Origin of the sequence: Agrobacterium sp. V1, assembly GCF_030518355.1 — a bacterium.
In the GTDB taxonomy this organism is placed as follows: Bacteria; Pseudomonadota; Alphaproteobacteria; order Rhizobiales; family Rhizobiaceae; genus Agrobacterium; species Agrobacterium cucumeris.
Genome location: NZ_JAULSF010000001.1, coordinates 331,153 through 345,474, shown reverse-complemented (window position 1 = coordinate 345,474; position 14,322 = coordinate 331,153). Strand labels below are relative to the sequence as shown.

At 61.5% G+C, this 14,322-nt stretch carries 12 protein-coding genes; 4 read left to right on the top strand and 8 right to left on the bottom strand.

Annotation, left to right across the window (positions count from 1 at the left end; genetic code table 11):
• Positions 1-55 precede the first annotated feature (55 nt).
• Complete coding sequence (locus QSV77_RS01615; RefSeq protein WP_269698590.1) at positions 56-1,402, bottom strand: TldD/PmbA family protein; 1,347 nt, start codon at positions 1,400-1,402, stop codon at positions 56-58.
• A gap of 116 nt (positions 1,403-1,518) precedes the next feature.
• Between QSV77_RS01615 and QSV77_RS01610 the strand changes: the two genes are divergently transcribed.
• Positions 1,519-3,351: a monovalent cation:proton antiporter-2 (CPA2) family protein gene (locus tag QSV77_RS01610; protein WP_302732331.1), complete on the top strand. Its 1,833-nt coding sequence runs from the start codon at positions 1,519-1,521 to the stop codon at positions 3,349-3,351.
• A gap of 203 nt (positions 3,352-3,554) precedes the next feature.
• On the opposite strand, the gene QSV77_RS01605 is transcribed toward QSV77_RS01610, so the two are convergent.
• The 3 genes from QSV77_RS01605 to QSV77_RS01595 all read right to left on the bottom strand — a co-directional run bounded on the left by QSV77_RS01605 (position 3,555) and on the right by QSV77_RS01595 (position 7,109).
• Positions 3,555-4,481: a patatin-like phospholipase family protein gene (locus QSV77_RS01605; protein ID WP_302732330.1), complete on the bottom strand. Its 927-nt coding sequence runs from the start codon at positions 4,479-4,481 to the stop codon at positions 3,555-3,557.
• An 86-nt stretch (positions 4,482-4,567) separates the two neighbouring features.
• Positions 4,568-5,125, bottom strand: a complete 558-nt coding sequence (gene rsmD, locus QSV77_RS01600) for a 16S rRNA (guanine(966)-N(2))-methyltransferase RsmD (protein ID WP_269698592.1) — start codon at positions 5,123-5,125, stop codon at positions 4,568-4,570.
• On the bottom strand, positions 5,106-7,109 hold the full coding sequence (locus tag QSV77_RS01595) for a pseudouridine synthase (protein WP_302732329.1): 2,004 nt from the start codon (positions 7,107-7,109) through the stop codon (positions 5,106-5,108). Before QSV77_RS01595 ends, rsmD begins: the two co-directional genes overlap by 20 nt.
• Positions 7,110-7,180: 71 nt before the next feature.
• Here QSV77_RS01595 and QSV77_RS01590 point away from each other — a divergent pair, with 71 nt between their 5' ends.
• Positions 7,181-7,639: a nucleoside deaminase gene (locus QSV77_RS01590; RefSeq protein ID WP_052817339.1), complete on the top strand. Its 459-nt coding sequence runs from the start codon at positions 7,181-7,183 to the stop codon at positions 7,637-7,639.
• Between the two features lie 74 nt (positions 7,640-7,713).
• Here QSV77_RS01590 and QSV77_RS01585 read toward each other — a convergent pair whose 3' ends face one another.
• The 4 genes from QSV77_RS01585 to QSV77_RS01570 all read right to left on the bottom strand — a co-directional run bounded on the left by QSV77_RS01585 (position 7,714) and on the right by QSV77_RS01570 (position 13,613).
• Positions 7,714-8,358, bottom strand: coding sequence for a hypothetical protein (locus tag QSV77_RS01585; protein ID WP_302732328.1), 645 nt, complete (start codon positions 8,356-8,358; stop codon positions 7,714-7,716).
• A gap of 197 nt (positions 8,359-8,555) precedes the next feature.
• On the bottom strand, positions 8,556-11,459 hold the full coding sequence (gene ileS / locus QSV77_RS01580; RefSeq protein ID WP_302732327.1) for an isoleucine--tRNA ligase: 2,904 nt from the start codon (positions 11,457-11,459) through the stop codon (positions 8,556-8,558).
• 281 nt (positions 11,460-11,740) lie between these two features.
• Positions 11,741-12,721, bottom strand: a complete 981-nt coding sequence (locus tag QSV77_RS01575) for a bifunctional riboflavin kinase/FAD synthetase (protein WP_302732326.1) — start codon at positions 12,719-12,721, stop codon at positions 11,741-11,743.
• 43 nt (positions 12,722-12,764) lie between these two features.
• Positions 12,765-13,613, bottom strand: a complete 849-nt coding sequence (locus tag QSV77_RS01570; protein ID WP_302732325.1) for a TIGR01459 family HAD-type hydrolase — start codon at positions 13,611-13,613, stop codon at positions 12,765-12,767.
• Between QSV77_RS01570 and QSV77_RS01565 the strand changes: the two genes are divergently transcribed.
• Both QSV77_RS01565 and groES read left to right on the top strand, forming a co-directional pair.
• A complete protein-coding gene (locus QSV77_RS01565; protein ID WP_269698595.1) occupies positions 13,605-13,733 on the top strand; it encodes a hypothetical protein in 129 nt (42 codons plus the stop codon). The two genes, QSV77_RS01570 and QSV77_RS01565, sit on opposite strands and share 9 nt — an antisense overlap.
• 251 nt (positions 13,734-13,984) lie before the next feature.
• A complete protein-coding gene (groES, locus tag QSV77_RS01560) occupies positions 13,985-14,281 on the top strand; it encodes a co-chaperone GroES (RefSeq protein ID WP_003522946.1) in 297 nt (98 codons plus the stop codon).
• Positions 14,282-14,322: the final 41 nt, after the last annotated feature.

The following is a 14,322-nucleotide window of genomic DNA, read 5'->3' as shown; positions in this document are numbered from 1 at the left end:
TTTTTCTCTTCGCACTTGCACATAAAGTGCCGGCGAAAACAACCCGCAGGCTGGGTTACTTGCCTGCGATCGTCATGCCTTCTATCGCCAGCGTCGATGCGGCGACGCCATATTTGCGGTCGATATCATTGGCCGGCGTGACCCGCATGAACATGTCCTTCAGGTTCGAGGCGATCGTCACCTCGGAAACCGCAAAGGTCTTTTCGCCGTTCTCGATCCAGAAACCGCTCGCGCCGCAGCTATATTCGCCCGTTATCATGTTGGCGCCGTGGCCAATCAGTTCGGTGACGTAAAAGCCTGACCCGACCTGTTTCAGCAAATCCTCCGGCGAAATATCGCCCGGTTCCAGCGCCAGATTGGTGGAGGCCGGCGAGACAGAGGTGCCGCCGCGCACGCCGCGGCCGTTGGTTTCAAGGCCAAGTTCCCGCGCCGCCGAGGTGGACAGGAACCAGTGTTTCAGCACGCCGTCCTCGATCATCGTCATCTTCTCGCCCCTCACTCCTTCGCCATCGAAGGGACGCGAGGATGGGCCGCGAACGATCTGCGGATCGTCGGTCAGATAAAGACCCTTTTTCAGAACCTGCTGGCCCATCTTGTCGCGCAGGAAGCTGGTCTTGCGGGCAACCGAGGCGCCGTTGATCGCACCGGCGATGGCGCCGACGAAACCGCGGGCGATGCGGGGATCGAACACCACCGTGATGTTGCTGCCGGTATCGACCTGACGCGGGCCGACGCGCCGCACGACTTTTTCACCGGCACGACGGCCGATTTCTTCGGCTGCATCCAGATCGGCATAATAAAGGCGGCTGTCGAAATCGTAGTCGCGCTCCATCTTCGTGCCTTCGCCGGCGATGACGCTGACGGAGCGGCTGAAACGGCTGCCCATATAGCTGCCGGAAAAACCGTGCGATGTGGCGAGCACGAGGCCGCCCATGCCGCTTGATGCGCCAGCGCCGGAGGAATTGCTGACACCCTTGACGGCAAGTGCTGCCTCTTCCGAAGCAAGAGCCGCCTCGCGCAGCTGATCGGACGACACCTCGGTGGCGTCAAAAAGTTCGAGATCGTCATAGGAGGTCGCCAGCCGTTCCTTGTCCGCAAGGCAGGCAAAGGGGTCTTCCGGCGAGACCTTGGCCATCGCCACCGCCCGCTCGGCCAGCGTCTTCAGATCAAAGCCCGGATTGGCCGAAACGCTCGCCACGCGGCGGCCGACAAAGACGCGCAGGGAAAAATCGTCGCTTTCGGACGATTCGGTGCTTTCCACCTTGCCAAGCCGCACACCGACCGATTGCGAGCGGGAGCGCACGACAACAGCATCCGCCTCATCCGCGCCGGCGGCACGGGCAAGATCGACAAGTTCGCTGGCGCGATCGAGAAGTTTGGAAGAATCTATTTCTGAGGACATGAGTTGGCCTTTCATTCCTGTTCCATTTATTGTGCCAGCAACCCCGCATCAAGGGCGAAACGCCGCTTTCTCCATCGGCAAGGCTCTGTCGCCACCATATTCGAAAGTCCGCCCGCATGACCGAGCACGACGCTCTCTTTTCCGAACCCTTGCTGCTTCTGGCCGGAGCGGTCATCGCGGCCTCGATTTTCCGCAAACTCGGGCTTGGCACCGTGCTCGGTTATCTGGTGGCCGGCATCGTCATCGGGCCGTTCCTGCATCTGGTCACGGATGCGAAGGACATCTTCAATGTCTCGGAACTGGGCGTGGTTTTCCTGCTGTTCATCATCGGTCTGGAACTGAAGCCATCGCGTATCTGGCAGATGCGCCGCGATATTTTAGGCCTCGGGCTGGCGCAGGTGCTGGTGACGGGCAGCGTGCTGGCGGCGATTGCCTGGTGGGCGGGGCTGATCGATGCGCGCGGCAGCCTTGTCGCCGGTTTCGGCCTTGCGCTTTCCTCCACCGCTTTTGCGCTGCAAATCCTCGAAGACGACGGCGACATGAACACGCGGCACGGCAACCGCTCGTTTTCGATCCTGCTGTTTCAGGATCTCGCCATCGTGCCGCTTCTTGCCCTCGTCACCATTCTTTCCAACCGGCCGGATGTCGCGTCGGATTCGATGGTTTACGATCTCGTCGCCTCGGTCGTTGCGGTGGCCGGAATGGTGCTGGCGGGGCGCTTCCTGCTGACCCCGATGTTCCAGATCATCGCCCGCACGGGTGCGCGCGAAGTGATGATCGCGGCGGCCCTTTTCGTCGTCATCGGCGCTGCCGCCATCATGGAGGCTGTCGGGCTTTCCATGGGCATGGGGGCGCTGCTGGCGGGACTGATGCTGTCGGAATCCTCCTACCGGCATGAGCTGGAAGCCGATATCGAGCCGTTTCGCGGGCTGTTGCTGGCGCTGTTCTTCATGGCTGTCGGCATGTCGCTGCATGTCAACATCGTCTATGAGCATATTGTTCTCATCCTGATCGCCGTACCGGCAATGATGGCGGTCAAGGCGGCGGTGATCTACAGCCTTTGCCGCATTGCCGGCTCTTCGTGTTATGCATCGAGCCGCATCGCACTGCTTTTAGCGCAGGGCGGCGAATTCGGTTTCGTGCTCTTCACCACGGCCGCCGCTTCCGGACTGTTTCCACAGGCGACTGCCTCGATCCTTGTCGCCGTCGTCACGCTTTCCATGGCGCTGACGCCGCTTCTGGCGGTGATATCGCGCCGATTGACGGCGGAGGATGCCGCCGAAGACACGCTGGACGAAGATTTCGACGGGGCTGGCGCGGATGTGCTGATGATCGGCTTTTCACGCTTCGGCCAGATCGCCTCGCAGATCCTTCTCGCCGGCGGGCGTGACGTGACGGTCATCGACAGTTCCGCCGATCGCGTGCGTCAGGCCGCACGTTTCGGTTTCCGCATCTTTTTCGGCGACGGCACCCGCAAGGATGTGCTGATCGCCGCCGGCATCGAACGGGCCGATCTGGTGGCGGTCTGCACCCACAAGAAGGAAGTGACCGACCGCATCATCGACATGATCCAGTCGGAATTTCCAAGCGTGCGCATCTATGCCCGCTCGTATGATCGCGTGCACTCCCTCGATCTCCGAAAAAAGGGCGTGGAATATGAACTGCGCGAGACGCTGGAATCCGGCCTGCTATTCGGGCGGCGTATTCTGGAGGGGCTGGACATGGACGGCGAGCGGGCGCTGGCGATCTCCGACGATATTCGCGAACGTGACGAGGAGCGGCTGCAGCTTCAAGCCGTTGAAGGCCTCGCTGCCGGCCGGCAGATGCTGCACAACAAGCCGGTGCGCGAGGTGAAACCGGAGCCGCTGATGAAGCCGAAAAACAAGGCGGAGAAACGCGAGGAGGAAGAAGAGGATATGGAGGACAGCGAGACGGAAGTGTCGTTGTGATTTCCGCTTCAAGCCAGTGACGGGGAGCGCGCCGCTTGTTTCTTCTCCCGCCGGGGAGAAGTCCGCGGCAGCGGGATGAGGGGGCAAGGATCGAGCTATCCGGAGAGCTGGCCCCCTCATCCGACTCTTCGGGCCACCTTCTCCCCGGCGGGGAGAAGAAATACGTGGCACCCGCTCGCTCCCGAAAACTCAGGGGGTAGCGCTCAGGCCTCCACGCCCTGCCCGCGATGAAACAGCTCCACCTGCATTTCAATCTGCCGTTTCAGATCGTCCTTGATGCTGGCGGAGGCGTTCAGCACCTCCTCGGACTTCAGGAAATCCAGCACGCCGAAGCGGTGCACCGGCGGACGCAGGAAGATATGGGGCGGGCGTAATCTGAGTTTCAGGGCAATCGCTGCCTGCATCATCAGCTGGCTGGCGCCGAACAGGCTGTCCAGACGGTTCGGCATGGTGGTGCCGTCTCCTTCCGGGCCGCCAACCACATCGACGCCGATGACGATATCGGCCTTATCCAGCAGATGTTCGTAAGGAACGGGATTAAAAATACCGCCATCGATCATGATGCGGCCATCGATACGCACCGGCATGAACAGCGCCGGAATGGCAGCGGACGCCGCCAGCGCCTGGATGATCTCGCCGCTTTCCACCACCACTTCGGTCTGGGCGTAATAATCCGTCGTGATCACCTTCAATGGTATGGCAAGTTCCGAAAAATCCTTCGGCAGGGCCTGCGGCATCAGGGCGTGCAGGATAAGTTCGAGATTGAACTGCCCGAGGCGAAAACCATCAACCGCATGGCGCATCGATGCGGGCCCAAGGCTCCAGAGCCGGTTTGCCACCGAGCCCTTCCGCCCCATGAGTTCCAGCGTGTATTCGCGGATTTCCCGGCCGCTCATGCCGGCCGCCATGCCCGCGCCGATGATGGAGCCGATGGAGGAGCCGGACAACGCCACCGGCCGGATGCCGAGTTCGTCGAAGGCCTCGACGACATTGATGTGGCAGATGCCACGCGCGCCACCACCGCCAAGCGCCAGTCCGAATGTCGGCTCATGGCCACCCGCGCCGTCGCCTTCGAGGACATCCTCCCCGGCACGCAAGATCGTGACACTCTCGTTTACACCCTGGTCCATGCGAATACCCAAATTCTTTTCGCAGAAAAAATCCTGCCTATTGCGCAAACAAGACAAGACCGTGGCGTGACGGGAAGGCCTTCCCGTCAGGGTTCGTAGCGGTAGAAATGCATTTTCGTGTCGCCGAAGATACGGCTTTCGAGCAATTTGAACGCCGCATCGACGGTTACTGCAACATCGCCGCGCTCTTCCAGAATGGCGAGCGCGCCGGGTGTCAGCCAGCCGCCGGCGTGGGCTGCGGCAAAAGCCTTTTCGCCATGGCCCTGCCCATAGGGCGGATCGGCGAAGAGCAGATCGAAGGGCTCGATATTGTTGACGCCGCCCAGCTTGGTGGCGTCACGCCGCAGGATGCGGGCGCGGCCGTGCAGTCCCAGCGCATCGATGTTCTCCCAGAGCAGCCCCCTGCCCTCGACGCCATTTTCGACGAAAAGCGCCACACGACAGCCGCGCGACAGGGCTTCCAGCCCAACCGCCCCGGTTCCAGCGAAAACATCCAGAACGCGCGTACCGTCAAGACTTTCCGGATAGGCATGGCTCAGAATGTTGAAGAGGCTTTCCCGCGTCCTGTCGATGGTCGGACGAATGGAATTTGTTTTCGGCGCGGCCAGATTCCGGCCGCGGAACTCACCGCCTACGATCCGCATTACGTGTCATTCCCCTGCCACCAGAAGGTTTGCCACCCGGGCCTTTGCCACCCGGCTTGCCGCCGCCGGGGCCGTTACCACCGGGGCCTTTACCTTTACCCGAAAAACCCGAACGTTCGCCACGCTCGCCCGATTTGCCAAAGGACGGCTTGCCCGATGCGGGCCTGCCGCCCGGCTTTCCGCCACGCGGCTTGTCGCCGAAAGGCCGCTCGCCGCGTGGACGATCGCTGCCGGAACGATCCCCCTCTTCGCGCGGCTTGTCACGGAACGGACGTTCACTGAATGGCTTTTCACCACGCGCAGTACGATCGCCAAAACTCTTCTCGCCACGCGGACGGTCGCTGCGTGGGCGATCACCATCTTCGCGGGGCCGGTCGCGGAACGGACGGTCACCGAAGGGCTTGTCGCCGCGCGCGGGACGATCACCGAAGCTCTTTGCGCCGCTGCGGGCAGGACGCTCGCCACGCGGGCGGTCGCCATCTTCGCGGGGACGATCCCGGAAAGGCCGGTCGCCGGATGGTTTACCACCAAAGGGTTTGCCGCCGCGTCCACCGCGATCGCCAAAGCTCTTTTCACCGCGTGCCGGGCGTTCGCCGCGGCCGTGGCCACGATCATCCTCGCGGGTGGGTTCGGAGCGGATCCATTCACCCTCGTCATCGGCATGGCGCACGACGCTGCGGCGCGCCTCTTCCTGGGCGGACGGCTTCTTGAACAGGTTCTCGGCTTCGGCACGGGCGGACGACTTGCGCTCCTTGCCGTCACGCGTTGGCCTTGCGCCGGGCGCCATCCAGACATTGGCCGTCCGGTTCGTGCCCGCCGGCTGGCGGGGGCTGCGGCGTTCTTCGCCATCATCCTCGTTGCGGCCCTTGCCACCGAATTTCCCGGCAGGTTTTGCGCCGAACTTGCCCGCAGGCTTGTCGCCACGCTTGGTGTCCAGACGTCCGAGCGCCTTTTCGCGGCGGTCTTCCGGCTTTCCGGCTGCCTTGTCGAAACGCGGCCTGCCTTCCGGCACATCGCTCTTTGCCCATTCGGACTTGGCGCGTTTGGCCGGAGCTTCGTCCTCGTCATCGACGGATGTATTGTAGATCGGCGCGTCGAAATTGGCGCCGGCCTCTTCGATCAGGCGCGGGCCGAGCTGATCGCGCAGCATGCGGCCGCGCACTTCCAGCACCTTGCCCTCGGGCAGATCGCCAAGCTGGAACGGACCATAGGAGATACGGATCAGGCGGTTGACCTCGAGACCAAGCGCGCCGAGCACGTTCTTGATTTCGCGGTTCTTGCCTTCGCGCAGACCCATGGTGATCCAGACATTGTGGCCCTGGGTACGGTCGAGCGTCGCGTCGATCGCGCCATAAAGCACACCGTCGACGGCGATGCCGTCCTTCAGCTTGTCGAGTGCGGCCTGATCGACCTCACCATGGGCGCGCACGCGGTAACGGCGCAGCCAGCCGGTGGTCGGCAACTCCAGCACCCGGGAAAGGCCGCCGTCATTGGTCAGCAGCAACAGGCCTTCGGTGTTGATATCGAGACGGCCAATGGAGAGCACGCGCGGCAATTCACCCGGCAGATTGTCGAAAACGGTCGGGCGACCTTCCGGGTCGGAGTTGGTCGTCACCAGGCCGGCGGGCTTGTGGTAAAGCCACAGGCGCGTGCGCTCGGCACCGCGAATCGGCATGCCGTCCACTTCGATCTTGTCCGAAAGCGTGGCGTTGACCACGGGGCTATCCAGCTTGACGCCGTTCAGCGACACGCGGCCTTCCATGATCATGCGCTCGACATCGCGGCGCGAAGCGACGCCAGCGCGCGCCATGATCTTGGAAATACGCTCGGGCTTGGTGCCGAGGACGGCTTCCTGCGCCGGCGCAGCCTTGGCTTCCACCGGTTTCTTTTCGCGCTCTGCAGCGGGTTTGCCGGGGCCTTTCGGCTTGTTGTCGCGGCTAAATGTCTTGCCGCCGTCACGCTTCGGCTTGTCTTTAAAAGTCATTTGCTGTTTGCCTGTTGTTTGGGCTGTCCTATCAGGTCCAAGCACAAGGGTTAAGAGGAAATTGAAACGCAATGGCCGAAAGGACGCATTTCATGGAACTGGCGCTTTCGGAAGCCCGTGCCGCGGCTGAGCGGCAGGAGGTTCCGATCGGCGCCGTGCTGGTTCTGGACGGCCGGGTCATTGCCAGTTCCGGCAATCGCACCCGTGAATTGAACGATGTGACGGCGCACGCCGAAATCGCCGTGATCCGCATGGCATGCGAGGCGCTGGGACAGGAACGCCTGCCCGGTGCCGATCTCTACGTAACGCTGGAGCCCTGCACCATGTGCGCGGCGGCGATCTCATTTGCTCGCATTCGCCGTCTCTATTACGGCGCGCAGGACCCGAAGGGCGGCGCGGTGGAGAGTGGCGTGCGCTTCTTCAGCCAGCCGACATGCCACCATGCGCCGGATGTTTATTCGGGACTGGCGGAAAGCGAAAGCGCTGACATTCTGCGGCAGTTCTTTCGCGACAAACGCCTTGAGGATTGAGCGCGAGCGGGAAAGACAAAACTCCCCGCCAGCCATCAGCCGTTCTTTACTGGCCAGTTTTTACTGGCCAGCTCTTACTGGAAAGGGTTCCACCAGCTCTTGCCGGTGTTTGCCACGGCCGCTTCTTTCTTGCGGCGCTTTTCCTTCTTCTGTTCCGGCTCGCCAAGATCGGTCAGCTGATCCTGCGGAACACTGCGATATTCAGCCGGCGGATCGGTGAGGAACCGGCGCTGGGCGTTGACGACAGAGCCGCCCTGGGCATCGGCCTTGGCCTTGCGGAAGGCTTCCCACTTCTGGCTTTCGGTCATCTGACCGGCCGTGCCGTTGCCGGCAAGCAGTGGCGAGCGGTAATGCGGGTTGTTCTTGTTGGCATCCGCTTCGTCGCGCAGGCGTTCGCGGGTTTCTTCCGGCGATTCGACCCATTGCGGATTGGATTCGCGGTTGGCCATGTTCTGCTGCGGCGAGGCCAGCTGTTCGGCACGGGACTGGGCCGGAACGACGAGGCCGGGGCGCGGGCTGTATTTAAGGTTGCGCTTTTCCTGGTCGTTGCCGGTGATCGAGGTCGCGTTGCCGAGATCGTCGACAAGCTGTTCCGCCGCCGTCTTGCCTGTACCGTAGGTCGGGCTGGTGCAGGCGCCGAGCAACACGCCTATAGCGATGATGCCAACAACCGTGCGAAACATGCCCAAACCCTGCGCATTACCCTGCATCATATTCATTGAACCCTTCCAGCCGTCCGTCCCACTTTGCCAGACATCGTCTTTCGGCAGGCAGCAGCCCGCATTGCCGTGCAAATCCGGCCATTTTCAGGCAGGTGTACCGGATGAAGAGGCAAAGCGCAATTCATCCGGTTATTTTCCTCGCACACCGGCCCGAAACCGAAATCGGTTTCGAAAGAACGATGCGCAGCTTGAAATCATGCCAGGGCGGCAAGCTCGCGCAGCGCCGCCGCATCGCGGGCCGATACGTCAGGATATTGCGGATCGGAGCCGACATCGGTGGTGATGCGCCAGGAGCGGGCGCATTTTGCACCTTCCGCCAGCTTCTGTTCGACCACGACCTTCGCCACTTCCGGCAAACGGAAGCCATCGGCCGGGCCTTCATCGCCCACCACCGAGATGGCCGAGGTGATGCAGATTTCGGCGAAATCCTGCCCCTTCAGCGCCGCCAGAAGATCGGCATCGGCGATGTGCACGACGGGAGCAGCCTCGAGCGAGGAACCGATGCGCTTTTCACGGCGCTCGACTTCCAGGGCGCCGGTCACAACCGTGCGAACCTTACGGATCTTGTCCCACTTGGCTTCAAGAGCATCGTTCTTCCATTCCGCCGGGATTGCCGGGAACTGGACGAGATGCACCGATTCCGCATCCGGATAGCGCGACAGCCACGCTTCTTCCGTCGTGAAAGGCAGCATGGGTGCCAGCCAGGACACAAGGCAGTCGAACAGCTTGGCGATGACGGACAGCGAGGCCCGGCGCTTCAGCGACGACGGCGCGTCGCAATAAAGCGTGTCCTTGCGGATGTCGAAATAGAAGGCCGAAAGCTCGACATTCGAGAAATCGACCAATGCGCGGGCGATCTTCTTGAATTCGAAACCGTCATAACCTTCGCGCACGACCTTATCCAGATCGGACAGGCGGTGCAGCACCAGCTTTTCCAACTCCGGCAGATTGTCATAGGCGACCTCCTCGCCCTCATAATGGGCGAGCGTGCCGAGCATCCAGCGGATGGTGTTGCGCAGCTTGCGGTAGGCATCGACATTGGTCTGGATGATGGCCTTGCCGAGGCGCTGATCATCCCAGTAGTCCGTTGTCATGACCCACAGGCGCAGGATATCGGCGCCGGCGTCCTTCATGACTTCCTGCGGCGAGACCACGTTGCCCTTGGACTTCGACATCTTCTCGCCCTTCTCATCCATGGTGAAACCATGGGTGACAACGGCGTTGTAAGGCGCACGGCCGCGTGTCGCGCAGCTTTCCAGCAGCGACGAATGGAACCAGCCGCGATGCTGGTCGGAGCCTTCGAGATAGACGTCCGCCGGCCACTTCATGTCCGGGCGGTCTTCCAGCGTGAAGGTGTGGGTGCAGCCGCTATCGAACCACACGTCGAGGATATCCATGACCTGCAGCCACTTGTCGTGGTCGTGGTCATTACCGAGGAACCGTTGCTTGGCGCCTTCAGCGAACCAGGCGTCAGCGCCCTCGGCCTCGAAGGCCTCGAGGATGCGGGCGTTGACGGCTTCATCGACCAGAACTTCACCCTTTTCGTCGGCGAAAACGGCGATCGGCACGCCCCAGCTGCGCTGGCGCGACAGAACCCAGTCGGGACGACCTTCGATCATGGCGCGCAGGCGGTTCTGACCGGAGGCCGGAACGAAACGCGTCTGGTCGATGGCGTCAAGCGAACGCGAACGCAGCGTCGTGCCGTCGCCCAGTTCCTTGTCCATATAAACGAACCATTGCGGCGTGTTGCGGAAGATGACCGGCTTCTTGGAGCGCCAGCTATGCGGATAGCTGTGCTTCAGGCGGCCACGGGCAAACAGGTTATTGGCAGCGATCAGCGCCTTGATGACACGATCGTTGGCATCGCCCTTCTTGCCGTTATCATCCATGACGCGGGCAGCACCGCCCTCGGCGGACGGGCCGAAACCGGGAGCGTCTTCGGTGTAGAAACCGTCATCGCCAACCGGGAACGGGATGGCCGACGAAACGCCACGCGCTTCCAGCTCGCGCTGATGCGCGGTCCAGACATCAAAGTCCTCACGGCCATGGCTTGGCGCGGTGTGAACGAAGCCCGTACCGGCATCATCGGTGACGTGATCGCCATCGAGAAGCGGAACCGGGAAATCGTAGCCGAGCGACGCCAAAGGATGGGCACAGGTGATGGCGGCCAGTTCTTCGGTTTTGACATCGCGAACAAGCTTGAAGGTCAGCTTCGCCTTGGCCGCTGCCTCATCGGCAAGCTTCTTGGCGAAGATCAGCTTTTCACCCGGCTGCGGGCCAAAATCGTTCTGCGCGCTTTCGACTTCGAACAGGCCGTATTCGACCCGCGAAGAAAACGCGATGGCGCGGTTGCCGGGGATGGTCCACGGCGTCGTTGTCCAGATGACGACGGAGACGTCGGAAAGACCGGGAACCGCATCCTTGACCGGGAATTTCACCCAGATCATGTCGCTCTCGACATCCGCATATTCGACTTCGGCTTCCGCCAGCGCCGTGCGTTCGACCACCGACCACATGATCGGCTTCGAGCCACGATAGAGCTGGCCGGTGCGGGCGATTTTCAGCAACTCGCCGGCGATGCGCGCTTCGGCGTGGAAGTTCATCGTCGTATAGGGGTTTTCGAAGTCGCCCTCGATGCCGAGACGCTTGAACTCTTCCGACTGAACCTTGATCCAGCCGGCCGCAAACTCACGGCACTCCTTGCGGAATTCGTTGACCGGAACCTCGTCCTTGTTCTTGCCCTTGGCGCGATAGGCTTCCTCGATCTTCCATTCGATCGGCAGGCCGTGGCAATCCCAGCCCGGCACGTAATTGGCGTCGTAACCGCGCATCTGGAACGAGCGGGTGATGACGTCTTTCAGGATCTTGTTCAGCGCGTGGCCGATGTGGATGTTGCCGTTGGCATAGGGCGGGCCGTCATGCAGCACGAATTTTTCGCGGCCGGCGGCGGAGGCGCGCAGGCGCTTGTAAAGGCCCATCTCCTGCCAGCGCTTCACCGTTTCCGGTTCTTTTTGCGGCAGGCCGGCGCGCATCGGAAAATCCGTCTGCGGCAGATAGAGGGTGGCGGAATAGTCGAGTTTTTCTGCGGTGTCGCTCATAATCGTACCGTTGTTGCGCGCCGTGTCGGTCGCGCCGTCTCAATTCAAAACAGGGCAAATACGGAAAGCGCCATGACAAATGTCATGACAAGCGCCAAAATCCCGGACCTTCCGGCTCGTCAGAGCGGGCGGAAAGCCGGGCCAATAATTCGGCCAATCTGAGTTTTAAACATCAACCGGTATTGGGACATGGCGGATTGTTTATGCGGTTTTCCAGTAAAAAGGAAGAGAAAAGCGACAGCAATCGGGGCCGGAATTAAGGGTCCGTCGACCCTTTCAGCTCAAAAGGCGATCTTGGCGTCCAGTTCGCTCAACGGCCGCACGCCTGACAGCATTGCCCTTGCCTCTTCCTCGTCGCGCCTGATCTGCGCCACCAGCGGTTCGAGACCGTCAAATTTCAGCTCGTCGCGCAGATGGCCGAAGAAGGATACCGAACAGACTTCGCGGTAGAGATCTCCCGAAAAATCGAAGACGAATGTTTCAAGCAGGGCGGCGCCGTTTTCCGTGACGGTCGGGCGGTAACCGAAGCTTGCGACGCCATCACGGATCGAACCATCGGGACGGCGGAACCGCACGGCATAGATGCCCGCCTTCAGTTCCGTCTCCGGTGCCAGCGCCATGTTGGCGGTGGGATAACCCAGCGTGCGGCCGAGCTTCTTGCCGTCTATCACTTCACTTTCAACGGTGAAACGATAGCCGAGCAGCCCGGCAGCGCCCGCCACATCGCCCTCGCACAGAAGCGAGCGGATACGGCTGGAGGAGACGACATCGGCACCTTCGTCGCGGAAGGCGTCCACCAGCGTCACGTCGAAATCGTGGCGCTTGCCGGCGGCCATCAGGAATGCCGGACCACCTTCGCGGCCCTTGCCGAAATGGAAATCGAAACCGGTGACGACGGCGCTGGCGCCCAGCCAGTCGACCAGAATGGATTGAACGAATTCTTCTGCCGAACGCTGCGAAAATTCCCGGTCGAACGGATATTCGATGACGGAGCGGAAGCCGATGGCCTCGAGAATGCGCGCCTTCAAAGGCGCGGGCGTGAGGCGGAAGACGGGCGTATCAGGACGGAAGACGGAACGGGGATGCGGTTCAAAGGTCAGAACCAGCGCGGGCACGCCACGGGCTTCTGCAAGTTCCAGTGCCCGGTCCAGCACGGCGCGATGACCACGATGCACGCCGTCGAAATTGCCGATCGCGATGACGCCGCCGCGAAGATTGTCCGGCAGCGGCTCCTTTTTTTCATTGCGATGAAAGACGGTCATGGCATTCGATCCATTGTTTTCGCCAGCTTAGGCCAGATGTTTCTCAGGCAAGGCGGGGCATCCACCACCCGGGAGCGGCGCCCTGCCCCTTGAGATAGGCATTCAGCAGCGCCTCGTCCGTCTGGCCGTTCAGCGTATATTCGGCGGCGTGAATTCCGCCGCTGATATAAAGAAGGTTGAGACCGCTCGCAATCGCGCCCTTCACATCTGTCGGCATGCCGTCACCGATAGCGAGCACGCGATCCTTGGCGAAGGTGCCGCGAACTTCCCTGGCCGCCGCAAGGCAGGCTTCATAGATCGGCGTGTGCGGCTTGCCGGCAATGCGGACTTCGCCGCCGAGCTGTTCATAATAGGCGGCCATGGCGCCGGCGCAGGGAATGATGCGCTCGCCGCGCTCCACCACCAGATCGGGATTGGCGCAGATCATCGGGGCTTTACGGGCGATGAAGCCCTTCAGCATTTCGGTATAATCCTCGGGCGTTTCCGTCTCGTCATCGAAGAAACCGGTGCAGACAACGGATTGCGCCTCCGCCTCACCCACCCGTTCGACATCGAGGCCTTCCAGCAAGGGCATGTCCCGCTCCGGGCCAAGCAGGAAGACTTTTTTCGGGCCTTCCGCAATCAGCCCGCGGGTGACATCGCCTGAGGTGATGATGCGGTCATAGGCTTCATCCGGCACGCCGAGCACGCGCAGCTGGGCGATAACGCCGGGAGCCGGGCGCGGGGAATTGGTGATGAGAACCACCGTCTTTCCGGCCTTGCGCGCGTCCTGAAGCGCAACTGCGGCATCCGGGAACGCGTTGACGCCATTGTGCAGCACGCCCCATACATCCGAGAGAATAACGTCGAACCCATCAGTGATTTCGCCGAGGGTGAGAATGCGATGGGCCATGAGAATGCTTTCCGGATGCGAGAAAAGGGTGTGCGTGACATGGCAAAGCAGGACGCCGATGGCAAGGAAAAAAGCGGTGTCGAGCCTGCCTGCAATCCACCCGCCACCGTGCGGACATAAAACCCAGCTAGGCCCGAAACAATGAGGCGTTGCCAAAAGGGTTGGTTTTCACCCGCCGGTCAGCGCCTGGGAAATTTCTGTCATGGAACGCTGATAACCATAAGCCATGAAATTTTTCCGACGGGCCGTTCTTGACTCAGGCAGAAGGCCTCCTTATCTCGGCTTCGCTGGCACTCAAACAAGAAGAGTGCTAACACCCATCACGCGAGCCTCTGAAGGTTCGTGAAGTCATTTGATCGAGGGATTAGGCAATGACAAGCACCAATTTCCGCCCGCTTCACGATCGCGTCGTCGTTCGTCGCGTTGAATCCGAAGCCAAGACCAAGGGCGGCATCATCATTCCCGATACCGCCAAGGAAAAGCCGCAGGAAGGCGAAATCGTCGCCGTCGGTTCCGGCGCACGCGATGAGTCCGGCAAGGTCGTCGCTCTCGACGTCAAGGCTGGCGACCGCGTTCTGTTCGGCAAGTGGTCGGGCACCGAAGTCAAGCTCAACGGCGAAGACCTTCTGATCATGAAGGAAGCCGACATCATGGGCATCATCGGCTGATCTGGCCGAACCCGTCCTTCCTTAAATTTCAAGCCGGACCC